The following is a 23,974-nucleotide window of genomic DNA, read 5'->3' as shown; positions in this document are numbered from 1 at the left end:
AATACTATAAATCAGGTTTTTTTCTATTTTGTTTAAGTAAGGCTGTAGTCTTTTTAGATTTTAAACGTCTTTCTTTAGAAGCTTTTGTTGCTTTTGTTGCTCTTCTTATTTTTGGCTTTGTTAATCCTTTTTCAATGATCCCTATAAAACGTTTGGTGACAATGGATTTGTTTTTTATTTGACTTCTGTCTTCATCACAATTTAAAATCAAAATAAATTCTTGAGTCAATTTTGAAGCTAATTTTTCCTTTAAATAGGTTTTTTCATTTTCAGTCAAACCATTAGAATTTTCTAAATCAAAATTCAAAACTACTTTAGACGAAACTTTATTTACATTTTGCCCACCTGCTCCACTACTTCTAATAGCTTTGTAGTTAAGTTCTTTTAAAAGAATATATTTATCCATTTAAGCAATTTTATCTTCTGGTTGGTGAGAAGGTTTTAATAAGTCATTTACCGTTTTAACAGGATTAAAAGTAGACAAGGGCACTTCTACAAAAAGAGTAATCCAATTAGCCATTGCTCCATTCCATAGGCCAGGTAATTCAAAAGATTTTACAGGTTTTCCAAACTTGTTTTTTTCTACGATAAAACCTGTTTTCTCATCGACAAATTGTGTTAAATCAAACTTTTTGTTTTTATAATCTTTAATACCACAAACCAAGTCAACTGGGTTAAAATGAGTGGCAAATTCAGCAATTTTCTTTTGTACTTTATCTTTTAAATTAATTTGAGAAGTTTCAACTATTTGCAATGATGATAATCCGTTTTCGTTTTTAACCCAAAAAGGGCCTCCACCAGGCTCTCCTTCGTTTTTAACCATTCCACAAACACGTATTGGTCGGTTTAATTCATTAAAAAGAAACTCAACTTTATACTCCAATTGAAATTTATCAAAACTAATGGGTAATGAAATGTTTAACTTTTCTTTTGCAAAACTTTTAATTTCAGTTATTAATTCTTCCGTAACATTTTTGCTCTCTAATTTTTCTAAATAATCAAAAACTTGTTCTTGGATTTTTATTAACAAACCGCCTAATACTTTTTTATATTTAATTATATCCACAATATGATTTTGCGAAACATTATCAATGTTTTTTATGAAAATAATATCTGATTCTAATTGATTTAAATTTTCAATTAATGCACCATGTCCACCTGGCCTAAATAACAAGCTACCATCTTCCAATCTGAAAGGTGTATTATCAAGATTAACCGCTATTGTATCTGTTGATTCTTTTTGATAAGAGTAAGTAACATCAATATTAGACTGATTCTTTGTGATAGTTTCAAAATGTTCTTGATGCTCTTTTGAAATTGTAAAATGAACTTTTGCTTTTTCACCTTCTTTTTTATAAAAAAAAGTCTCACTTAAGTGTTCTTCAACTGGAGTTAAAACTGCTTTATCTTTGGTATGAAATGGCAAAATTCCTTTTGGTTTATTCGCAAAATTAAAATATTCGGAAGACAAAAGTGTTTTTATAAAAAGATAATCTTTTTCATCTTTTTCAAGTTCATAATAATTTGAATTTAATTGAATGACTTGATCTTTTACTTCGCTATAAAAAGGAAAATCTTTCATCCCAACTAGAAAAACAGGCAAATCGTGTTCTTGTTTGTGGTTTATATATGAATTTATTGTTCCTTCTTCAAAACTAAATTCAGTTAAAAATTCTATCAAAAATTTGAACATTCTACTGGCAGCACCTGAAGCAGGAACAAACTTTTTTATAGTTCTATTACTTTTGTTTTTATCAAAAAATTGACATAGTTCTTCAATTTCTTCAGTAGAAAAAACTAAAATACCATCATTAATTGTTGCAGACTTTTCAAGATTTACTTTTGCTATTCCATTAGTAAAAAACTGAAGTTGTTGTTCTATTTTATCTAACAAAATCCCTTTATCTTGAATTTGTTTTATATCTTTTTTGCTAAGTTTTTCTTCCATTCTAAATAAGCATAAATTGCAATTATTGTAAATATAACATATTGAATACTAGTAAAAGTATATCCCTTGTAAAAATATAAAGGTACAGAAACTATATCCCCAATGATCCAAAGTATCCAGTTTTCTATCTTCCTTTTTGCCATTAACCACATTCCTACAAAGAAAACACCCGTTGTAAATGTGTCTACATAAGCTGTCCAATGTGTAAATTTATTAAAATATTTATAGACTATTACTACGAAAGCTATTGTTATCAAAAAAATAATGATGCCATAATAAATTTCTTGCGTAGTAACTCTTGAAATCGGAAATTCGGGTTTGTCATCAGTTTTTCTTGTCCAAATATACCAACCATATATGCTCATAGTCGTGTAATAACCATTAATTAACATATCTCCAACCAAGCCCCATTTATTAAGTAAATAAACAAAAATAATTGTACTTACAATTCCTGTGGGATAAACCAATATATTGTTTTTTTTGGCAAGAAGAACACTCGCAAGTCCAAATAAAATTGCAATAATTTCTAAGACAATATCAATTGTTTCATACCCTTTGTATTGTGAAAATAAAAACTCTATCATTCTTCAAAAAAATTAGCGTTGTTTTCAAAAGCAGTTCCTATTACCACTAAATCAGCTCCTGCTTTAAACGCATTTTCGATTCCAATTTTAGATCTAATTCCACCACCAATAATTAAAGGGATAGTCAGTTTTTTAGAAACTTCTTTAATCATCTCTAACGGAATTGCTTTTTCGGCACCACTTCCTGCTTCTAAATAAATTAATTTATTTCCCATATATTCTCCTGCTTTTGTGGTTTGACAAACATAATCTATATCATTTCTATTTAAAGGTTTTGTTTGACTTATACGTTCAACAGCCGTTTCTTTTCCGCTTGCAATTAAAACATAACCTGTAGAAATAACTTCTAAAGCTGTTTTTTCAAGAATTGGAACTGCATTAACTTGATGTTCAATTAAATAGTCTGAATTTCTGCCTGAAATTAAATTTAGAAATAAAACACCATCAGCATATGCTGAAATTTGTGATGGATTTCCTGGAAATAAAAGGATTGGTAAGTTACAGTTTAATTTAATTTCTTGGATAATTAAATCTATTTGATTTGTTTCAACAAAGCTTCCTCCAACAAAAACATGTGTTGCAGGTGATTGATTTATTTTTAAAATCAAGTTATCTAATTGCTCTAACTGAATTTTATCAGGATCAATTAAAATAGCAAGTAACTTTTCGTTCCTGTTTTTAGAATTTAGTATTTCTTGATAAATATTTTTCATTAATTATTCTCAAAAGCACAAACAAACATATATCCATCATAAGAATCAAATTCAATGGTAAATTTTTCTACTTTGTTATTAAATTTTAATTTGGCCGTTGCTACTTTGTCTTCAAAAATAAAGTTGTCTTCAAAAATATGCTTTGGAAAACTTATTCCAGGTTCATTTTTGATTTTAAAAATACTTTCTTTAATTCCCCAAATGACAGTTGCTTTTTCGATTTGCTCTTTAACGTTTAGATTTTCAATATGAGAAATATCCATAAACTTGGGAGCTATTCTAATTATTTTTTCTTTGAGAATTTCAATATCGATTCCAATATTTCTTTCACTAATAGCAATAGCTGAAAAATCATGTGAATGAGAAATGGAAATGTGCATATCCTTTATACTACATCCTTGAGGCTTTAAATTAGGCTTTCCAAATGCATCATAATATAAGTCAAAATCATTGTAATCAATATGTTGCAACAACTTTCTAACAGCTAAAAACCCTTTTTTATGACTTTCAGATTTCATGGATTCTAATCTTGCAATTGAAGAATCTTTTAATTTTGTATCTTTAGACAACGTATCTAAGTCTTCTGTGATTTTCCACAAATATAATTTAGTGTTGTTAGATAAATAAATAACTTTATGTAGTGGCATTGAATATTTTATTGAATTTCAGTTGATTATACTATTAAACAATTCACAAAATAAGTGAATCAATTTTAAAAATAAAAAGGAATTCCTTACCTTTGCACTTTAAAATTAATAATACAAATATACAATAGATGAGTACAAAAATCGTAAATTATGTACCTTATAAAGTTAAAGATATCACTTTAGCGGACTGGGGAAGAAAAGAAATTGAATTAGCTGAAGCTGAAATGCCAGGATTAATGGCCTTAAGAGAAGAGTATGGTGCAAGCCAACCTTTAAAAGGAGCTAGAATTGCTGGATGTTTACACATGACAATTCAAACTGCAGTATTAATTGAAACTTTAGTTGCTCTTGGTGCTGATGTTACTTGGTCTTCTTGTAATATCTTTTCAACTCAAGATCATGCTGCTGCTGCTATTGCTGCTGCTGGAATTCCGGTTTACGCATGGAAAGGATTAAATGAAGAAGAATTTGATTGGTGTATCGAACAAACATTATGGTTTGGTGAAGACAGAAAACCATTAAACATGATTCTTGATGATGGTGGAGATTTAACAAATATGGTTTTTGACCGTTTTCCTGAATTAATTGCTGATATTAAAGGATTATCTGAAGAAACTACAACTGGAGTTCACCGTTTATACGAAAGAATGAAAAACGGAACTTTACACATGCCTGCTATAAACGTAAATGATTCAGTTACTAAATCTAAATTCGATAACAAATATGGTTGTAAAGAATCTGCAGTTGACGCAGTAAGAAGAGCAACTGATCTTATGTTAGCTGGGAAAAGAGTTGTGGTTTGTGGATACGGTGATGTTGGAAAAGGAACTGCTGCTTCATTTAAAGGTGCAGGTTCTATTGTAACTGTTACTGAAATTGACCCAATTTGTGCTTTACAAGCTGCAATGGACGGATTTGAAGTTAAAAAACTAAACACGGTTGTAGGTAATGCAGATATTATCATCACAACTACAGGAAATAAAGATATTATTTTAGGTTCTCACTTTGAGCAAATGAAAGATAAAACTATCGTTTGTAACATTGGTCACTTCGATAACGAAATCGACATGGCTTGGTTAAACAAAACACATGGTGCTACTAAAAATGAAATCAAACCACAAGTTGACAAATACACAATTAACGGAAAAGACATCATTATCTTAGCCGAAGGTCGTTTAGTTAACCTTGGTTGCGCTACAGGTCACCCAAGTTTTGTTATGAGTAATTCATTCACAAACCAAACATTAGCTCAATTAGAACTTTGGACTAACACTGCTGCATACAAAAATGAAGTTTATATGTTACCAAAACATTTAGATGAAAAAGTAGCAGCTCTTCACTTAGCTAAATTAGGCGTTGAATTGGAAGAATTAAGACCAGATCAAGCATCATATATTGGCGTACCTGTTGAAGGACCATTTAAACCAGAATATTACAGATACTAGTATATTTTTTTGTTATGCTGAACTTGATTTAGCATCTCAATTAAGAATAAACCCTTGCAGCAATGTAAGGGTTTTCTTTTGAGCAATTGCCAAGGCACCGCGCTATTCATTCTAGTTTTGCAAAACCATTTATCAAAGTTTTGCAAAAGCTGCCATTGCTATCCCTATTGCAGTATCGTTTTCAATTCATAAAATATTCCTATCATTGTAATGCTGAATTAATTTCAGCATCAGAAATCTCATGAAAAGATCCTGAAACAAGTTCAGGATAAAAGTAAATAAACAAAAAAAACCCAACTCTTTCGAATTGGGATTTTTATTTTTTTGAAGATTAACTAATTATGCTTCAAAAGGAACTATAGATACAAATGATTTGTTCTCTCCTTTTTTCTGAAACTTAACTAATCCGTCAACTCTTGCATGTAAAGTATGATCTTTACCCATGTAAACGTTTTCACCCGGATTGTGTTTAGAACCTCTTTGTCTTACGATTATGTTTCCAGCAATAGCAGCTTGACCACCATAAATCTTAACGCCTAAACGTTTCGATTCTGATTCTCTACCATTCTTCGAACTACCGACACCTTTCTTGTGAGCCATGATGTTTTGGTTTTATAAGTTAATATTAAAATTAAACAGCTTTACCACCGTTTAATTCGTCTTGTAATTTTTTTAATTCGTCCATTTTACCATCAGCAGCTAATTGAGCTTGTTGTGCCCAAGTACCTGGATCTAAATGTTGTACTTTAGCTTCAGCAGCATCTAAAATTTCTTTTACTTTTTCTGCAGAAGTTTTAGCCAATTTTGCGAAAGTATCAATACCAGCAGCAACTAATACTTCAGCAGCTTTAGGACCAACTCCTTCGATCAATTTCAAATCATCTCCTTTTTTAGAAGCTTTTGCTTTTGGAGCTTTCGCTTCAGCAGCAGGAGTTTCTACTAATTTTTGAGCTTTAGCTGGAGCTTCTTTTTTTGCTTCTTCCTTTTTAGGAGCAGCCTTTTTAGAACCAGTTGCTAAAATTCCTTCAATTACGATTTGAGATAATGATTGTCTATGACCATTTTTCTTTTTGTACCCTTTTCTTCTTTTCTTCTTGAAAACGATTACTTTATCTCCTTTTAAGTGTCTTAACACTTTGGCTTCAACAGAAGCACCTTCTATAGCTGGGGCGCCTAGAGTAACTGTACCATTATCGTCTACTAAAAGAACTTTGTCGAAAGTAACTTTCGAACCTTCATCTTCAGATAAACGGTGTACAAAAACTTTTTGGTCTTTGCTAACTTTAAATTGTTGCCCTGCTATCTCTACGATTGCGTACATAACAATGTGTTTAAATTAATTTTTTTAAGGTTGCAAATATACAACTAATTACTATACACACAATACTTTAGTGGAGTTATTTTTTTAAGTCTTTTTTAATAAAAAATTGTAACTTTTTTACGAATTTAGCAACTTATACAAAAACAATAATTTCATTTTATGAAAAAATCATTAATAGCGCTAAGCTCAATACTTATGATAGGAAGCATTTCTAACGCTCAAAACGTAGTTTTTGAAGAATTTGATTTAGACAATGGCTTACATGTTATTCTACATCAAGATAATTCTGCTCCTGTAATAATTACATCTGTTATGTATCATGTAGGTGCCAAAGACGAACAACCTAACCGTACAGGTTTCGCTCACTTTTTTGAACACCTTTTATTTGAAGGAACTAAAAATATTGAAAGAGGAGAATGGTTTAAAATTGTAACCGCAAATGGTGGTCAGAACAATGCTAATACTTCTGATGATAGAACCTATTATTATGAGGTTTTCCCTTCTAATAATTTAGAATTAGCTTTATGGATGGAATCAGAAAGATTAATGCATCCAGTAATTAACCAAATTGGCGTTGATACACAAAACGAAGTAGTAAAAGAAGAAAAAAGATTAAGAGTTGACAATCAACCTTATGGAAATTTAATTAAAGCTGTCAAACAAAACTTATTCAAAACACATCCTTATAAATGGACAACAATTGGAGAAATGGAACATTTAGACGCTGCAACTTTAGAAGAGTTTCAGGCATTTAATAAAAAATTCTATATTCCAAACAATGCTGTTTTAGTTGTTGCTGGTCAATTTGACAAAGGACAGGCTAAAGAATGGATTCAAAAATACTTTGGTTCAATTCCAAAAGGAGCAACCATAAACAGAAACAAAGTAGAAGAAGCTCCAATTACACAAACAATTAATGCTACTTGGGAAGATCCAAACATTCAAAAACCAATGTTTATTCAAACTTATAGAACACCATCAATGAAAACTAGAGAAGCTAGAGTTCTTGATATGCTATCTACTTACTTATCAGATGGAAAAAGTTCTGTTCTTTATAAAAAAATTGTTGACGACAGGAAAATGGCTCTTCAAATAGGAGCATTCAACTTTAGCCAAGAAGACCATAGCATGTACATTCTATTAGGTATTCCTATGGAAGGATTTACACAAGAAGACATCAACAGAGAAATTGATGAAGAAATTGTAAAAGTTCAAACGGACTTAATCTCAGACAAAGATTTAGAAAAATTGAGAAATATTTTTGAAAATCAATACGTAAACAGTAATACTAGTGTCGAAGGGATTGCAAGTAATTTAGCTACTTATTACATGCTATATGGTGATGTTAACTTAATCAATACCGAATTGGATATTTACAAATCAATCACTAAAGAAGAAATTAGAGATGTAGCTAAAAAATATTTGAATCCAAATCAAAGATTACTTTTAAACTACATGCCTGCAACTGATAAAACTCAAAAATAAGAACACATATTATGAAAAAATTATTATATATAGTAACTAGTTTGTTCTTTATGACAACATTGACAGCACAAGATAGACCGATGCCAAAATCTGGTCCAGCGCCAAGTATAAACATAAAAAAACCTGAATCTTTTAACCTTAAAAATGGGTTAAAAGTTTTAGTAGTTGAAAACTCAAAATTACCAAGAGTTTCTTACACATTAACAATAGACAATACTCCTTATGCTGAAGGTAGCAAAAAAGGGGTTGACGATATGTTGAGTGCAATGATTGGAAATGAAACAGAAAAAACTTCTAAAGAAGCTTTTAATGAAGAAATTGACTTTTTAGGAGCAAACATTAACTTTTCGTCAAGTGGCGCTAGAGCAAGCGGACTATCTAAATATTCTGAAAGAATCCTCGAGTTAATGGCAGAAGGTAGTTTAGAGCCTAAATTTTCGCAAGAAGAATTTGACAAGGAAAAATCTAAAATGATTGAGAACCTTAAGTCTGATGAAAAAAACGTAACAGCTAATGCAAGAAGGGTTGAAAATATTTTAGTTTATGGGAAAAACCATCCTAGAGGTGAATATGTTAGCGAAGAAACTTTAAACAATGTTTCTCTAGAAGATGTAAAATTAAACTATGATACTAATTTTGTTCCTGAAAATGCTTATTTAGTAATTATTGGTGATGTGAAATTAAAAGACATCAAAAAACAAGTTGAAAAAGCGTTTAAAGGCTGGAAAAAAGCAACTGCTCCACAACTTACTTTCACAGAGCCTACAGATTTACAATATAGTCAAATTAACTTTATAGACATGTCAAATGCAGTTCAATCAGAAATTGCAGTGATAAATACTTCAAATTTAAAAATGACTGACAAAGAATATTATGCTGCTCTTTTAGCTAACCAAATTCTTGGTGGCGGTGGAGAAGGAAGATTATTCTTAAACTTACGTGAAAAACATGGTTGGACATATGGTTCTTATTCATCAATTGGATCAGGAAAATACACTTCAAAATTTAGAGCTGGTGCTTCTGTAAGAAATTCAGTTACTGATAGTGCAATTGCAGAAATATTGAATGAAGTTAAAAGAATGAGAATGGATTTAGTTTCTGACGAAGATTTAAGAAACGCAAAAGCTAAATACGTTGGAAACTTTGTAATGCAAATCGAAAAACCTGAAACGGTTGCTTTTTATGCACTAAACAAAGAAACTCAAAACTTACCAGATGATTTTTATGAAAAATACATTAAAAACATCAATGCTGTGACTGCAGAAGACATTAAGGCTGCTGCAAACAAATACTTTTTAGCTGACAACTTAAGAATAGTTGTTGTTGGAAAAGCGGCCGATGTTGTTCCAGGATTAGAAAAATCTGGAATTCCAGTTATGTATTTTGATCGTTTTGGAAATAAAGTTGACAAGCCTGTTATCAAAAAAGAAATTCCTAAAGGAGTTACAGCAAAAACAGTGCTAGAAAACTATATAAATGCCATTGGTGGTGAGAAAGCTTTAAAAGCTGTAAAATCTACTGTCATTATATCAAAAGCTACTGTACAAGGACAAGAATTACAACTTACTGCTAAAACTACTAGTGACAACAAAATGTCTTCAGAAATGTCTATGTCTGGGATGACAGTTATGAAAATGGTTGTTACAGAAAAAGGAGCTTATGCAAATCAACAAGGACAAAGAAAAGACTTTGAAGGAGAAAAATTAAAAGAAATGCAAGCAATGGCATATACTTTTCCTGAACTTTTATTAGCTAACAATAAAGATGTTGTTTTAAAAGGTGTTGAAACAATAAATGGCTCAGATGCTTATGCATTAACAATTGGTAAAAAAACCATGATGTATGATGTAAAATCTGGCTTAAAAGTTGCCGAATCAGTTGAACAAGAACAAGGTGGTCAAACTATGACTCAAGTAACAAACTTTAATGATTATAAAGAAGTTAAAGGAATCAAATTCCCATATAACGTTGTAATGAATGTTGGAATGGAATTAGAATTTGTTACTCAAGATGTAAAAATCAACGAAGGTGTTACTGCTAAAGATTTTGAATAAAGAATCTTCAACATAAATTCAAAAGCCATTCCGTAAAAAGAATGGCTTTTTTTATAAGATGGATTCTAAAACTTAAAAAGAATCAATCGATAAACTTCAATTTTTATTTTCTACTCGAAAAATAAACTCCTAACAAAACTACTAACGCTCCAATTCCTTGGACAAAAGTTAAGGTTTCATCCATAATAAAATAACCCAACATAATGGCTACAACGGGAATTAAATAAGTCACCGATGAAGCAAAAACCGGTGAAGAAATTTGTATTAATTTAAAAAACAAAATATTAGACAACCCAGTTCCTATAACTCCTAAAATAGCTATGTATCCTAATGAAGTTATAACTTTTGGTTCGTCAGCAACTTCAAAAAAACCAGAAAAGTAAAGCACAACTAAAGCTGGAACAAAAAGGACAACGAAGTTTCCTGTACTAATAGTCAAAGGCTTTAAATCCGATAGATATTTTTTGATTAAATTGACATTAATTCCATAAAAAATAGAAGCTAAAACTATCAATAAAGCATAGTAATAATTTTCAGTATTATTTTGTCCTTCTCCAAATAAAACCAACAAAACACAACCTACAAAACCAATAATTACCCCAAAAATTTGTCTTCTTTGAACGTCCAATTGAAAAAATAACATTCCAGCTATCAAAGTATTCAATGGTGTTAGTGAATTTAAAATCGAACTGATTGAACCATCAATTTTTGACAAGGCAACGGCAAATAAGTAAACAGGCAGAAAAGTACCAAACATAGAAGTTACAGCAATATATTTCCACTTATGTAAAGGGATTTTTGCAATATGTTTAAACCCAATTACAATTAAAAAAGCAGCTGCAAATAAAATTCTTAAACTTCCCATTTGAATAGGATTTACACCTTTTAACCCTAATTTCATTAGAATAAAAGAACTTCCCCAAACACAGCCCAGAAAGACTAGTAAATACCATTTTTTATTGTTTTCCATGTTTATGCTGAATTTAATTCAGTAAGTTAAAATTTATAAAGTGCAAAAATGCGACTTTATTTTGATATTAATATAAATTACACATTAGTTCGTTTGTGATAATTGTAACATTTAAAAAAAACAGAATTTGTATCTTTGTAAAACATCTTATAAAGTTATCATGAAAATAGTAAAACAAACCCTTTTAGTTGCAACTTTGGCTTTAGCTACAATTAGTTGCAAAAACGATAAAGAAACATCAACCGAAGCTAATGTTGTAGAAACAGAAACTATTGCAACAGAAAGCCCTAAAACAATTGCTGCAAACCCTAAAACAGCTTCTTTCGAAATTGAAGGAATGACTTGCGCAGTTGGTTGTGCTAGCTTAATTGAAAGTAAACTAAACAAAGTTGACGGAGTAACAGAAGCAAAAGTTGATTTTGAAACAAAAACAGCAACAGTAACTTATGATGCTGACAAATTAAACCAAGAAAAACTTACAAAAACCGTTGAAGGTGTTGCTGGTGGAGATTTATATAAAGTTTCTAAAGTGAAATCGTAGTAATGCATTTGCAATATTTCTTACAAAATCTAAAAATTCTACATATGTAGGATTTTTTTTATTTAAATTTAAATACTAATTCCCATATTTTTGACGTTTAAAATAAAACTAAATGATGAAACAAATAATTTTTTTAATCTTTATTACTTTAAATAGTTTTTCACAAGACAAACTAGTAGTTTATAATTTTAAACTTTTAGAGGACAAGAAATTTATGGAAAACAAAACACTTGGTGACTTATATAAAAAAGGCATTGAACAAGCAAAACATATTAAATTAAATTTAGAGTTTAATGACACTATTGCTAGATTCAAAATGCAAGAAACCATGAGCGCTGAAGAAAATAATAGAAATATGGCTGTTGCCTTTTGCAATTGTAAAGAAGACATATATATTTATAATTACAAGGTTTACAGAAGTAATACAGAAGGTTTATTTAAAAAAAACGAATTCCTTATTATTGATAGTTTAAATATGAATTGGAAATTTTTAAACGAATCAAAATTAATAGATGGCTATGAATGCTATAAAGCCACAAACGAATATATTGTAATCAATTCAAAAGGTGAATTGAGGCATCCTGTTGTGGCTTGGTATTGTCCACAATTACCCTATTCATTTGGACCAGTTGGCTATGGAGGACTTCCAGGTTTAATTTTAGAATTACAAGTTAGAAATAATGTTTTTGGAGTTGAAAAAATCATATTAGATCATAAAATTGAAGAACCCATTAAACTTCCTACAAAAGGAGAAGTAATCACAGATGAAGATTACAACAATAAAATTAAAAAAATAATGGAAGATCGATTTGAAAACAAAGAATAGTTTAACAAAAGAACTTAATTTTTTATAATAAATTCTTCCAAAAAAGGATTTCATTTTTTCATTTACAAACCATTTATTTACAAATACTTACAGCAAAACCTTTTCAGAATTACGGTTAAACCGTAAATTAGATGAAAAGCATTTTTGTACGATAATTAACACAACATGCTCTTGCATAAATCGTTTTTTTTTTTTTCATATTTGCCTAACAAAATATCTCGAGAAATACTTTTGTAACAAAAAATTTATTAATTTTAAAAATCAAATTATGAAAAAATTTATGTTTAGTGCAGTAGCACTTATTGCGTTCTCCTTTGCTGGTATTGCTAATACTGGTGGAGAAGATAAATTAGAATTAATTGAAACACTTAAATTAACAGAGCATAGTAATTGTCGTGATTATGGAAATCAAAACGCACTAATTGAACTTGAGGCGTTTGGTGCTATGACACTAACTGATTTTGTTTCAACAGTAATGTATTATGAAAACTTATGTAATGCAAATGGTGGAGCAACTGGAAACGTAGTAATTCTAATAGGTTAAAGCTAACAGCAGACTTATAAATTTTTTTCTAAGTCTGCTAAATTATAAAATATGATATGAAAAAATACTTGAGTTTATTTTTATTAAATTTTTTTATTTGTTGTGCGCAAAAAAGCGAAACCAATACATTTGTTTACAAAAAAATTAGTACTGAAAAAACAGAAGACATAAAAATCGATAGAGTTAAAAACTTACTGAGTTCGATTCAACAAACTCAATATACATTAGTTTTTAATGATACTGTTAGTCTTTTTAGCTCAATGGAAAAAGTCTATAAAGATAGTTTTGATAAAGGAGCAATATTATACGGAGGTGGAAATACTAGATACCTACAAAAAAAAGACACACTAATTAGAAGCTATAAAGAATTTGATTTTTTTGGTGAAAAATTTTTAATAAAAGACGGTAAAAATATTACTGATTGGAAAATTACATCTGAAACAAAATTAATAAATAATTTTAATTGCTATAAAGCAAACTCTTCTGTTAAGAGGATAACTTTAGAATTCGATAAAAAAGATGGAAAAATCAAAGATAAAGTTACTACTATAGGTTTAGAAGCTTGGTTTTGTCCAGACTTTCCGTTTAGTTATGGGCCAGATGAATTTTATGGCCTACCAGGCATTGTTTTTGAAGGCTACGAAAAAAATGGAAAAGTGATTTTTGCTTTAGAAAGTATAATTTTGAATTCAAATGAAAAAATAAATAAAATTCCAAAATTAAAGGTTAAAACAGAAGATGAGATATTTAAACTGTTAAAAGACGATTTAATAAAAGTGAGAAATTGATTTTTATTATCTTTTATAATATAAAAAGTCAATATTGAAAAGCTTATAATTTTACCAGAGATTCATAAATTTTTATTTGTAAAAAAAATAATTATTTGAAAAAGAAAACAAAATATTTATTATTATTATTACTATACACTCTTTTCGCCTTTTCCCAAGAAAGAACAATAACAGGCATAGTTTCAGACACGCTTAACAAATCATTAGAAAGAGCCAATGTTATAGCAAAGCCTTTGCAAGACAATGCTGGACTAAAATTTGCTATTGCAGATCATTTAGGTAGGTTTAAATTGGTTTTAGAGAGTAGCGTTAAATATGAAATTAAAGTTTTAAATTTAGTAGCCAAGATTCAATAATAATTTTAAAACCAAATCGTAATTACATAATACAAATAATTAATTAACAAATAATTACGGCAAAACCTTTTTAAAATTACGGTTAGACCGTAAATTAGATGAAAAGCATTTTTGTACGATAATTAACACAACATACTCTTGCATAAATCGTTTTTTTTTTTCATATTTGCCTTACAAAATATCTGCAGAAATAGTTTTGTATCAAAAAAATTATTAATTTTAAAAACATTTAAAAATGAAGAAATTTATGTTTAGTGCAGTAGCACTAGTAGCGTTCTCTTTTGCTGGTATGGCAAGTACTGGTGGTGAAGAGAAGTTGAATAATCAATTGGAGAAAGTAAAAGAAAGCGAAACACCTTGCACCGATCAGTGGAGCGATGACGTTGATTTTTTAATGGATTACTACGATGCAACATTTGCAGAAGCTAATGCTGTTGCAAATCATGCATGGGAAGCTTGTTTAGATGAAATGTATGGTGGATAAATTTTAACTAAGGGGTATCTAGTAATTCAGATACCCTAATTATTTTAAAAACAAATGAAAAAACATTTAATTATATTATTCTTTAGCATTTATTCCTTTTCACAAAAATCTGGTGAAATATTTTATCATATAAAAATTGAAAATGACACAACAATTAAAAATAATTCAATAAAGAAAATACTAAATAGTGCTGTAAAAGGTTCTGATTATCTAGTTTTTTCTTTAAAATTTAATGATTCAATATCTAAATTTGAATTATTAGATTTCATGGAAATAAATGAATCTAAAGATGTAGAAATTGCTTTATCTTGGTGTAATTATATAAATCCCATTTATATGAATTCCTTTTTAAAAAAAATATTTTTTTTTACTGAAAATAAATATGGAATGTTTAAAAAAAATGAGTTTCTAGTCATAAAAGAATATTATAATGATTGGTTAATATATAATGAATCTAAAATTATAAATGGTTTTACTTGCTATAAATCAGAATACACTTTAAAAAGTATAAACAGAAAAGGTAAAGAAGTAAAAAGGATTGTAACCGCTTGGTTTTGCCCTGAACTTCCTTACAGCTTTGGACCAAATGGCTATTGCGGTTTACCTGGATTAATTTTAGAATTACAAGATAAAAACATTACATATGGAGTAAAAAAAATTGAATTTAAAAAAAATAATATTGAAATACCTGAATCAACAAAAAAAATTGAATTTAATGAGTATGAAAATATTTTAAAACAAAGAATACTTAAGCAAAAAACAAAAGTTGAAGACAAAAAACAAAATTAATTGTTTCATTTTAATACTATTATCTCTTTCCTCCTTCTCCCAAGAAAGAACCCTAACAGGCATCGTTTCAGATTCTCTAAACAAACCGCTAGAAAGAGCCAATGTTATAGCAAAACCACTGCAAGATAATACTGGGATAAAGTTTGCTATTGCAGATCATTTAGGTAGGTTTAAATTGGTTTTAGAGAGTAGCGTTAAATATGAAATTAAAGTTTCCTATATAGGTTATAAAGACCAAGTACTTATAATTGAACCTAACAGTGAATTAAAAATACACAATTTCATTCTACAAGAAACAGGAGAAGAACTCAAAGAAATTGTTATTTCTTATGAATATAAACCCGTTATTGTAAAAAAAGACACTCTCATCTATGATGTTTCAGCCTTTGCAAAAGGTAACGAACGCAAAATGAAGGAAATTTTAGAAAAATTGCCAGGCGTAGAAGTAGACAAAGATGGTGGTGTAACTGTGCAAGGTAAAAAAGTTACCAAAATGCTTGTGGAAGGCAAATCTTTTTTTGGTGGTGGCACAAAGTTAGCTGTAGAAAATATTCCTGCTGATGCTTTAGATAAAATAGAGGTCATTGATAATTTCAATGAAGTTGGTTTTCTAAAACAAGTATCAGATAGTGAAGATTTAGCCATGAACGTTAAACTAAAAGAAGATAAAAAGAAATTTCTCTTTGGTGATATAGATGCTGGAGCTGAAGTTGGTAACGATAATGGCTACCATCTTTTACATAGTGCTTTGTTTTATTACAGTCCAAAAACAAATGTTAGTTTTATTGGTGATATTAATAACATTGGTAAAAGCACTTTTTCTTTTCAAGATTTGATGCGTTTTCAAGGTGGTGCAAGTAGTTTTCTTTCAGGAAGAAAATCACTGACTAATTTGTATTCCTTTTCAATGGATAACCAAAACATTATTGAAAATAAATCGCAATTTGCAGCTTTGAATTTTCGTCAAGAAATAAATTCAAAATTAGATGTTGATAGTTATGGCATATTTTCAAAATTATTCACGGCAAGTTCTTCTATAACTAACAATGAATATTTACAAAACAGCAGTTTTACATTAGAAAATAAAACATCAAATGGTGAAAATAAAACGCTTTTAGGCATTGGAAATGTAAAACTAAACTACACACCAAATAAATCGCAAAAAGTCTATTATAACGTACAATTTCAAGCCAATAATAATAACAACAATAGCTTCATCAATTCAGTAAGAGATAATACAAGTTCAACTTTTGAAACCATAAACAAAGCCGATAATTCGAGTTTAAAACAATATATCGAATGGCACAAACAATACAAAAACATAAATCATACTACAACTTTTGTGGTTAATCATACTTACGAAAACAGCAAACCACAAAATACTTGGCTAACAGATGCTGAATTCTTAACAGGACTAATTCCATTACAGAACGATACATTTTACAACATCAATCAAATTAAGAACATAAAAAACAATGCTGTTGATGCTTTGCTAAAACATTATTGGATTCTTAATAATTTCAATCATATTTACACCAATGTTGGAGCTAATATTGAAAATTCATCTTTGCAAATTTCAGAAAAACAATTCCTTACAAATGGTTCCATAAACGATTTTGCTTTAAATGGTTTTGGTAATGATTTGAATTATACTTTAAATGATATTTATGCAGGATTTGAATACAAGTTCAAAATAGGAAAATGGATTAATAAACCCGGTTTATACTTGCATTCGTATCATTTAAAAACCAAACAGATTACAGATGATTATGTCATCAATAAAAACTTATTTGAACCTCAATGGAATAGTGAATATGAATTCAATAGTTCAGAATCTTTAAAATTTAATTATAAATTAACTAATGATTTTCCTGAAGCCTCTCAATTAGTAGAACGTTATACTTTACAAGGTTATAATTCGGTTTTTAAAGGAAATGCTTTATTGAATAATGAACGTTTTCATAGTGCAAGTTTGAGGTACAATAAAATGAGTATGTATAGAGGAATTATGATTTTTGGAAACATCAATTATACTAAGAAAACAAAAACCACAAGAAATGCTATTGAATTAGATGGAATCAATCAATTTACAACACCGATTTTAACTGATAATCCAGAAACTTCTTGGCGAGTTAATGGTTCTGTGGAAAAGAAAATTTACCGTTTTAAAGCTAGACTTAATTCAAATTTAAGTTGGTTTAATTATTTTCAAAATCTAAATGGAATTTTTACTTCTAATAACAGAAACAATCAAAATGTTGGAATAAACATAAGAACTGCTTCTAAAAGTTGGCCAAGTATAAGTGTTGGTTATGATAAAGGTTTTAGTCAGTTTAGTGGTTTAACAAAATCGTCTTTTGAAACAGATTCTTTCAATTTTGATTTTGATGTTGATTTCTTAAAAAGTTTCACATTTAAAACTGATTATGAAATTACCTTTAACAATAACAGTAACAATCAAAATTCTAAGTTTAACGTCGCAAATGCATCACTTTTATATCACAAAAAAGATAATCCATTTACTTTTGAACTAAAAGCACAAAATTATTTGAATAATGGAAAAATTATTACTAATTCTTTTTCAGATTTTTTAATTTCAAATAACACTACTTTTATTTTACCAAGAATTTTTATGTTGACTATTAGTTATAAGTTGTAGTTTATGGTTGATAATATGATAAAAACACATATTTCTAATTTATAAAACTGCCAACTAAAAACTGACCACTGAGCACTAAAAACTACTCCTTCCACTTAATAGATTCCAACATCTTTTTCATGTCGTTTGTTATATAACTTGATGCCGGTAAAATAGAATCGTAATTAGGTTTAGTATAAAAATAAACACTTCCTGTAACGAAATTTTTAGTACTGTCAGTAGCGTAAAATAATGCATTCGATGCAGCATCACCTCCAACAGTGTAAAACATACCATATACTTTCTTATCCGGATTTACAAAAGGCTGTTCAGTGATTTCGTCAGCTTTCATAACATGTAATTTGTATGTCAGCTTTTGAGCATCAGTTAATAATTTTTCCAAATCATTATTCACTGTTTTATAACTTAAATAAACCGTTGCTTTCATTTTTGGATAATGCACTTCTATTGCTCCATTATCTTTTGAAAGAATCGTAGAAAAATCATTAATATCTAAAGAAAATGGATATTTTGATTCTTTTGAAATATATGTAGGTGTAGGATAATCTAAACGCAATTGACTTGTTGGCCTAGGAATGGCGTCTTCATTACATGATTGCAAACAAATAGCTAATCCAACAAAAGCAAAAAATTTATTCATTATAATCAGTTTGTTATGGTAACGTAACTTTTACTTGTTTTATTCTTCGTTTGTCTACATTTTCTATGCTAAATTTACAAGTATCAAATACTAATTTGGCATTTTTTCTTGGAAAATTTCCAGATATTTCTAATATGAAACCCGCTAAAGTTTCTGCTTCTCCTTTTGCATTTTCAAACTTTTCTTCATTGACATCAACAACTCTATAAAAATCTTTTAAACTTACCTTTCCATCAAAGAGATAATTTTTATCGTCTATTTTCGTGTAACTTATATCTATATCGTCAAATTCATCGCTAATGTCACCTACAATTTCTTCTAGAATATCTTCCAAAGAAACCAATCCAGAAGTTCCACCATATTCATCAACGACAATAGCTAGGTGGTTTTTCATGCCTTGGAATTCTTTCAAAAGATTGTCTAACTTTTTATTTTCAGGAACAAAAAATGGTTCTCTTAATAAAGTTTGCCATTCGTAATCTTTATAATCAATGTATGGAATTAAATCTTTAATAAACAAAACTCCTTCGATATGATCTATTCCTTCTTTGTAAACTGGAATTCGAGAATATCCTTTTTCAATGATTTTTGACATTATTTCTGTAAAACTTTCAGAAAATTCAATAGCAAAAATATCAATTCTAGGACTCATTACTTGTTTAACATCTGTGTTTCCGAAAGTCACAATACCTTCTAAAATTTTTTGCTCGTCTGAAGTTGTCTCTTTTTGATCTGTTAACTCTAAAGCTTGTGATAATTGGTCAACCGAAAAATTTGTTTTTTGGACACTAAATTTTTTCTCTATAAAGACCGTAATATTTCGCATTGGAACACTAATAGGACTCAAAACTTTATTTAAAAAAGCAATAGGAATACAAACTGTTTTAGAAAAACTCACGTTATTTCTACTGGCATATATTTTAGGCAAAACTTCCCCAAAAAGCAATATTAAAAAAGTCAAAAGAATTACTTCAACTAAAAACTGTAGCGTTGAAGAAGTAATAGCGCTAAATAATTTTTCATTTATGGAAGTAAACAAAATTACAACTCCAATATTTATAAAGTTATTAGCTATTAAAATAGTGGCTAATAATTTTTTGGGCCTACCTAAAAGATCAGAAATTAATTTCCCTTTGTGACTATCATTTGCTTCTAGATCATCTAGATTTTTTTGATCCAGAGAAAACAAAGCTACTTCTGAACCGGATATAAAAGCAGAACACAACAATAAAAAGGCTACTCCAACTAGCCCAAAAACTAAACTAAAATCTATTGTATTTATAAAACTGGAAGGATCTGAGTCCAAATTCGTAGGTATTGGTTAAACATTAAAAAGGTAAATCGTCTTTTTGATTTGGCGCTTCATTTTGTGCGTCAAAATTAGTCTTTTTTGTGCTATCATTTTCATTTGAAGGGATATTTTGTTTGTTAACATCCGAATCTTTCTTGGTTGACAAAAAAGTAAATTCTGTTACTTGAATTTCTGTAGTATATTTAGTTGAACCGTCTTCAGCTTGCCAATTTCTTGATTTTATTCTTCCTTCAACATAAATTTTATCTCCTTTTGATAAGTATTTTTCGCAAATTTCAGCGGCTTTATTGCGAACTACTAAATTATGCCATTCAGTAGAAGTGATTTTTTCACCAGTGCTTTTATTGATATAAATCTCATTTGTGGCTAAAGGAAATCTTCCTATACAATTTCCCCCATCAAAATAGTGCATTTTTACTTCATCACCCAAGTGACCTATTAACATAACTTTGTTCAACGTTCCGCTCATGGCTTATAATTTTAATTATATCAAATGTACTAAATATTTTAATTAGCTGAAATATCTTTCTATAAAATTATGAATAACTATAGGAAAAGGAAGTTTTTTTAAATCCTGCATTGAAATAAAATTTTCTAATTGGTTAGACAACTGAACTTTAACAAATTGAATATATAAAGTTTGATGTGATAATTTATGAATAACATCAAAAGCTGGTAGAAATGTAATGCTTGTAATGTCAGAATATTTATCACTTATTAAGTTAAATATTTCATCTTCATGAATTATTGAATCTAGTTCAATTACTGGAAATTCATATAAATTTTGCCAGATACCTTTACCTAAACGTTGATTAATTACAGTATTACGATTCAAATCTTCAAAAACTATATAATTAAAGTAACGATTTGTCACTTTTGTTTTTTTAGATTTAATGGGTAAAATGTTTACGGTTTTATTTTGAAGAGCAGCACAACTATCAGACAAAGCACAGTCAGAACAATTTGGACTTTTGGGCACACATTGCAAAGCACCAAATTCCATAATGGCCTGGTTGTATATATGTGCGTCTTTTTTAGGAAGTACTTCTTTAGCCAATTCCTGAAACACTTTTTTGGTTGATGACACAGAAATATCATTGTGAACATTAAAATACCTTGCCAAAACCCTATAAACATTTCCATCTAAAACTGCTACATTTTCATTTACAGAAAAAGAAGCAATTGCAGCTGCTGTATATTCACCAATTCCTTTTAATTTAATTAATTCTTTATATGATGTTGGAAAAACTCCATTTAATTCAACAACTACATATTTTGCTGTAGCATGAAGATTTCTTGCTCGAGAATAATACCCTAATCCTTGCCAAAGTTTTAATACTTGTTCTTCATTGGCTTTAGCTAAATCAAAAACAGTAGGAAAATGAGAGATAAAAGTCTCAAAATAAGGCGTTCCTTGTGCTACTCTAGTTTGCTGAAGAATTATTTCTGAAAGCCAAATAGTATAGGAATCGGTAGTATTTCGCCAAGGTAAATCCCTTTTGTTTTGTAAATACCAATAAATTAAAGAGTTAGAAAAAGACATAAAATTTGTTGTTGGCGCAAAATTAACTTTTATTATATTAAAATATAATTGATTATGCTTGAAATATTGTTTTTTTAATTCCTATATTTGCACTCTCAAAAAAATTAGAATAAAATTAATACGCAAGAAAAATGACGAAAGCAGATATCGTAGCAAAAATTTCTGACAGATTAGGACTTGAAAAAGGAGATGTTCAAGCTACTGTAGAGACATTTATGGAAGAAGTAAAAGATTCTTTAGAATCAGGAGACAATGTTTATTTAAGAGGTTTCGGAAGTTTTATCATCAAAACTAGAGCTGAAAAAACGGGAAGAAACATTTCTAAAAACACAACAATAAAGATTCCAGCACACAACATTCCAGCTTTTAAACCAGCTAAGGTGTTTGTAGAAGGAGTTAAAACAAAAACAGAAATAGCAGTATAATTATTTATTAATCTAAACTAACGACATTATGCCAAGCGGTAAAAAAAGAAAAAGACATAAGGTAGCAACGCACAAACGTAAAAAAAGAGCGAGAGCTAACCGTCACAAGAAGAAAAAGTAGTATTTAACTACTTTTTCTTTTTTAGAAAAAAAAGATGTTCTTTGAAAAAAACCAATTGTAAGGATTGGTTATCGGGTAAAAATCCTGTAAAAATTATTGTTTAATCCATCTGTACTAATGGAATTCAGAATTTAGAATTCAGAATTTAGAATATTTCTAACTTCTAACTTCTAATTTCTAACTTTATAAAGTATGGATAAAAATGTACTCTTTTGAACAAAGAATTAATTATTAGATCAAGTTCAGACGCTGTAGATTTTGCCTTATTAAAAGATGGAAAACTAATTGAACTTCACAAAGAAGAAGAAAACAGTAGTGGTAGTAATTTTGCTGTTGGCGATATTTTTATTTCAAAAATAAGAAAGCCAGTAGCCGGTTTAAACGCTGCTTTTGTAAACGTAGGTTATGAAAAAGATGCTTTTTTGCATTATCATGATTTAGGTCCAAATCTTCCTTCAATGATGAAGTTTATAAAACTTGTAAGCGCAGGTAAAATAAAAGATTATTCACTCAAAAATTTTCCTTTTGAAAAAGAAATTGATAAAGATGGTAGTATAGCTGATATTATCAGTGCCAATCAATCACTTCTTGTTCAAATAGTTAAAGAACCAATATCTACAAAAGGCCCCCGTATTTCTTCAGAAATTTCGTTAGCTGGTAGATTTGTTGTTTTAGTTCCGTTTTCGGATAGAGTTTCAATTTCTCAAAAAATTGAATCAAAAGAAGAAAAAGAACGATTAAAACGATTGGTTCAATCTATTAAACCAAAAGGATTCGGTGTTATTGTAAGAACAGTAGCCGAAGGCAAAAAAGTAGCTGAACTAAACAAAGATCTTCAAAACCTATTAGACAAATGGTCTAGTATGTGTAAGAAGCTGCAAACTGCTCATCATCCATCAAAAGTTTTAGGAGAAGTTAATAAAGCTTCCTCCATCTTGAGAGATGTATTTAATGATACTTTTACTAGTATTCATATTGATGATGAAGAATTGTATTTGCAAACCAAGGACTATTTGCAAGAAATAGCTCCAGACAGAGTGTCTATCGTAAAACACTATCAGTCGAAAGACTTACCTTTATTTGAGAAATATAACGTGGAAAGACAAATTAAAACTTCCTTTGGAAAAACAGTTTCGATGAGTAAAGGAGCTTATTTGATTATCGAACACACAGAAGCATTACACGTAGTGGATGTGAATAGTGGAAATCGATCAAACAAAGCTCGTAATCAAGAAGATACTGCTTTAGAAGTAAACATGATTGCTGCTGCAGAGATTGCACGACAATTGCGATTACGAGACATGGGTGGAATTATTGTGGTGGATTTCATTGATATGCAAAATCCAGAAAACCGCAGAGTTTTATACGATTTCTTAAAAGAAGAAATGAGTGACGATAAGGCCAAGCATAAAATCTTGCCTCCTAGCAAATTTGGATTAATTCAAATTACTAGACAAAGAGTTAGACCAGAAGTAAATATCAAAACAAGAGAAGAAGATCCCAATGAAAATGGGGAAATTGAAGCTCCAATTTTGATTATTGATAAAATTGCGTTTAGCCTTGAAAAAATTATTAAAGCCCATAAAAAAGTTACACTTCATGTGCATCCTTTTGTGGCAGCATACCTTGAAAAAGGTTTTCCATCAATACGTTCAAAATGGTTTTTTGAACATAAAAAATGGGTGAAAATTATACCTCGTGACGCTTACACGTATCTTGAATATCATTTCTTTGATGACAAAGGAAAGGCAATCAAGTAAGATTATTAAAAAACCGTTT

Annotated in this window: 25 protein-coding genes; 13 read left to right on the top strand and 12 right to left on the bottom strand. The window is 29.3% G+C overall.

The window, feature by feature from the left end; genetic code table 11:
- Positions 1–4 precede the first annotated feature (4 nt).
- The 5 genes from arfB to AACZ53_RS00270 are packed head-to-tail and all read right to left on the bottom strand — an operon-like array spanning position 5 to position 3,892.
- On the bottom strand, positions 5–406 hold the full coding sequence (gene arfB, locus AACZ53_RS00290) for an alternative ribosome rescue aminoacyl-tRNA hydrolase ArfB (protein WP_339833328.1): 402 nt from the start codon (positions 404–406) through the stop codon (positions 5–7).
- On the bottom strand, positions 407–1,948 hold the full coding sequence (locus AACZ53_RS00285) for a DUF4301 family protein (protein WP_339833325.1): 1,542 nt from the start codon (positions 1,946–1,948) through the stop codon (positions 407–409). It abuts the gene before it with no gap.
- Positions 1,918–2,532, bottom strand: a complete 615-nt coding sequence (gene pnuC, locus AACZ53_RS00280; RefSeq protein ID WP_339833322.1) for a nicotinamide riboside transporter PnuC — start codon at positions 2,530–2,532, stop codon at positions 1,918–1,920. Before pnuC ends, AACZ53_RS00285 begins: the two co-directional genes overlap by 31 nt.
- Positions 2,529–3,245: a geranylgeranylglyceryl/heptaprenylglyceryl phosphate synthase gene (locus AACZ53_RS00275; protein WP_339833319.1), complete on the bottom strand. Its 717-nt coding sequence runs from the start codon at positions 3,243–3,245 to the stop codon at positions 2,529–2,531. The genes pnuC and AACZ53_RS00275 overlap by 4 nt, the downstream gene beginning before the upstream one ends.
- Positions 3,245–3,892: a 4'-phosphopantetheinyl transferase superfamily protein gene (locus AACZ53_RS00270; protein ID WP_339833316.1), complete on the bottom strand. Its 648-nt coding sequence runs from the start codon at positions 3,890–3,892 to the stop codon at positions 3,245–3,247. Before AACZ53_RS00270 ends, AACZ53_RS00275 begins: the two co-directional genes overlap by 1 nt.
- Before the next feature lie 128 nt (positions 3,893–4,020).
- Between AACZ53_RS00270 and ahcY the strand changes: the two genes are divergently transcribed.
- Complete coding sequence (ahcY, locus tag AACZ53_RS00265; protein ID WP_339833313.1) at positions 4,021–5,337, top strand: adenosylhomocysteinase; 1,317 nt, start codon at positions 4,021–4,023, stop codon at positions 5,335–5,337.
- A gap of 339 nt (positions 5,338–5,676) precedes the next feature.
- Here ahcY and rpmA read toward each other — a convergent pair whose 3' ends face one another.
- Both rpmA and rplU read right to left on the bottom strand, forming a co-directional pair.
- The gene (gene rpmA / locus AACZ53_RS00260; protein ID WP_339833310.1) at positions 5,677–5,937 is read right to left on the bottom strand and encodes a 50S ribosomal protein L27; all 261 of its coding nucleotides are present in this window, start codon (positions 5,935–5,937) and stop codon (positions 5,677–5,679) included.
- A gap of 31 nt (positions 5,938–5,968) precedes the next feature.
- Positions 5,969–6,658: a 50S ribosomal protein L21 gene (gene rplU, locus AACZ53_RS00255; RefSeq protein ID WP_339833307.1), complete on the bottom strand. Its 690-nt coding sequence runs from the start codon at positions 6,656–6,658 to the stop codon at positions 5,969–5,971.
- Between the two features lie 159 nt (positions 6,659–6,817).
- Between rplU and AACZ53_RS00250 the strand changes: the two genes are divergently transcribed.
- Entirely contained in the window at positions 6,818–8,143 is a 1,326-nt protein-coding gene (locus AACZ53_RS00250; protein ID WP_339833304.1) for a pitrilysin family protein, read from the top strand.
- Positions 8,144–8,154: 11 nt separating this feature from the next.
- Entirely contained in the window at positions 8,155–10,197 is a 2,043-nt protein-coding gene (locus AACZ53_RS00245; protein ID WP_339833301.1) for a pitrilysin family protein, read from the top strand.
- A 103-nt stretch (positions 10,198–10,300) separates the two neighbouring features.
- Here the strand turns inward: AACZ53_RS00245 and AACZ53_RS00240 are convergent, their stop codons facing one another.
- Complete coding sequence (locus tag AACZ53_RS00240; RefSeq protein WP_339833299.1) at positions 10,301–11,167, bottom strand: DMT family transporter; 867 nt, start codon at positions 11,165–11,167, stop codon at positions 10,301–10,303.
- Positions 11,168–11,327: 160 nt separating this feature from the next.
- Here AACZ53_RS00240 and AACZ53_RS00235 point away from each other — a divergent pair, with 160 nt between their 5' ends.
- The 8 genes from AACZ53_RS00235 (at position 11,328) to AACZ53_RS00200 (ending at position 18,154) form a co-directional block, all read left to right on the top strand.
- The gene (locus tag AACZ53_RS00235; RefSeq protein WP_339833296.1) at positions 11,328–11,708 is read left to right on the top strand and encodes a heavy metal-associated domain-containing protein; all 381 of its coding nucleotides are present in this window, start codon (positions 11,328–11,330) and stop codon (positions 11,706–11,708) included.
- A 112-nt stretch (positions 11,709–11,820) separates the two neighbouring features.
- Positions 11,821–12,534 carry a GLPGLI family protein gene (locus AACZ53_RS00230; RefSeq protein ID WP_339833293.1) on the top strand — a complete coding sequence of 238 codons (714 nt, stop codon included), beginning with the start codon at positions 11,821–11,823 and terminating at the stop codon, positions 12,532–12,534.
- 268 nt (positions 12,535–12,802) lie between these two features.
- A complete protein-coding gene (locus AACZ53_RS00225) occupies positions 12,803–13,078 on the top strand; it encodes a hypothetical protein (RefSeq protein WP_339833291.1) in 276 nt (91 codons plus the stop codon).
- Between the two features lie 56 nt (positions 13,079–13,134).
- On the top strand, positions 13,135–13,866 hold the full coding sequence (locus tag AACZ53_RS00220) for a GLPGLI family protein (protein ID WP_339833289.1): 732 nt from the start codon (positions 13,135–13,137) through the stop codon (positions 13,864–13,866).
- Positions 13,867–13,961: 95 nt separating this feature from the next.
- The gene (locus tag AACZ53_RS00215; RefSeq protein WP_339833286.1) at positions 13,962–14,222 is read left to right on the top strand and encodes a hypothetical protein; all 261 of its coding nucleotides are present in this window, start codon (positions 13,962–13,964) and stop codon (positions 14,220–14,222) included.
- 235 nt (positions 14,223–14,457) lie between these two features.
- Positions 14,458–14,706 carry a hypothetical protein gene (locus AACZ53_RS00210; protein ID WP_339833283.1) on the top strand — a complete coding sequence of 83 codons (249 nt, stop codon included), beginning with the start codon at positions 14,458–14,460 and terminating at the stop codon, positions 14,704–14,706.
- A 54-nt stretch (positions 14,707–14,760) separates the two neighbouring features.
- On the top strand, positions 14,761–15,495 hold the full coding sequence (locus AACZ53_RS00205; RefSeq protein ID WP_339833280.1) for a GLPGLI family protein: 735 nt from the start codon (positions 14,761–14,763) through the stop codon (positions 15,493–15,495).
- The gene (locus AACZ53_RS00200) at positions 15,473–18,154 is read left to right on the top strand and encodes a carboxypeptidase-like regulatory domain-containing protein (RefSeq protein ID WP_339833278.1); all 2,682 of its coding nucleotides are present in this window, start codon (positions 15,473–15,475) and stop codon (positions 18,152–18,154) included. Before AACZ53_RS00205 ends, AACZ53_RS00200 begins: the two co-directional genes overlap by 23 nt.
- An 82-nt stretch (positions 18,155–18,236) precedes the next feature.
- On the opposite strand, the gene gldD is transcribed toward AACZ53_RS00200, so the two are convergent.
- From gldD to mutY, 4 genes are read right to left on the bottom strand one after another with little or no spacing between them, the layout of a single operon-like run.
- Positions 18,237–18,794 (bottom strand): gliding motility lipoprotein GldD, encoded by a 558-nt coding sequence (gene gldD, locus AACZ53_RS00195; RefSeq protein ID WP_339833276.1) that lies wholly within the window; start codon positions 18,792–18,794, stop codon positions 18,237–18,239.
- Between the two features lie 13 nt (positions 18,795–18,807).
- Positions 18,808–20,100: a gliding motility-associated protein GldE gene (locus AACZ53_RS00190; RefSeq protein WP_339833273.1), complete on the bottom strand. Its 1,293-nt coding sequence runs from the start codon at positions 20,098–20,100 to the stop codon at positions 18,808–18,810.
- Between the two features lie 22 nt (positions 20,101–20,122).
- Positions 20,123–20,575, bottom strand: a complete 453-nt coding sequence (ssb, locus tag AACZ53_RS00185; RefSeq protein WP_339833271.1) for a single-stranded DNA-binding protein — start codon at positions 20,573–20,575, stop codon at positions 20,123–20,125.
- A 42-nt stretch (positions 20,576–20,617) separates the two neighbouring features.
- Complete coding sequence (gene mutY, locus AACZ53_RS00180; RefSeq protein WP_339833268.1) at positions 20,618–21,649, bottom strand: A/G-specific adenine glycosylase; 1,032 nt, start codon at positions 21,647–21,649, stop codon at positions 20,618–20,620.
- Between the two features lie 131 nt (positions 21,650–21,780).
- On the opposite strand from mutY, the gene AACZ53_RS00175 reads away from it, so the two are divergent.
- A complete protein-coding gene (locus AACZ53_RS00175; RefSeq protein WP_026716764.1) occupies positions 21,781–22,074 on the top strand; it encodes an HU family DNA-binding protein in 294 nt (97 codons plus the stop codon).
- 333 nt (positions 22,075–22,407) lie between these two features.
- Positions 22,408–23,955, top strand: coding sequence for a ribonuclease E/G (locus AACZ53_RS00170; protein ID WP_339833263.1), 1,548 nt, complete (start codon positions 22,408–22,410; stop codon positions 23,953–23,955).
- Positions 23,956–23,974: the final 19 nt, after the last annotated feature.

This window comes from uncultured Flavobacterium sp. (genome assembly GCF_963975005.1).
Lineage (GTDB): Bacteria > Bacteroidota > Bacteroidia > Flavobacteriales > Flavobacteriaceae > Flavobacterium.
Note: the sequence above shows the minus strand (reverse complement) of the source record. Positions and strands in the feature narration are given on the sequence as shown.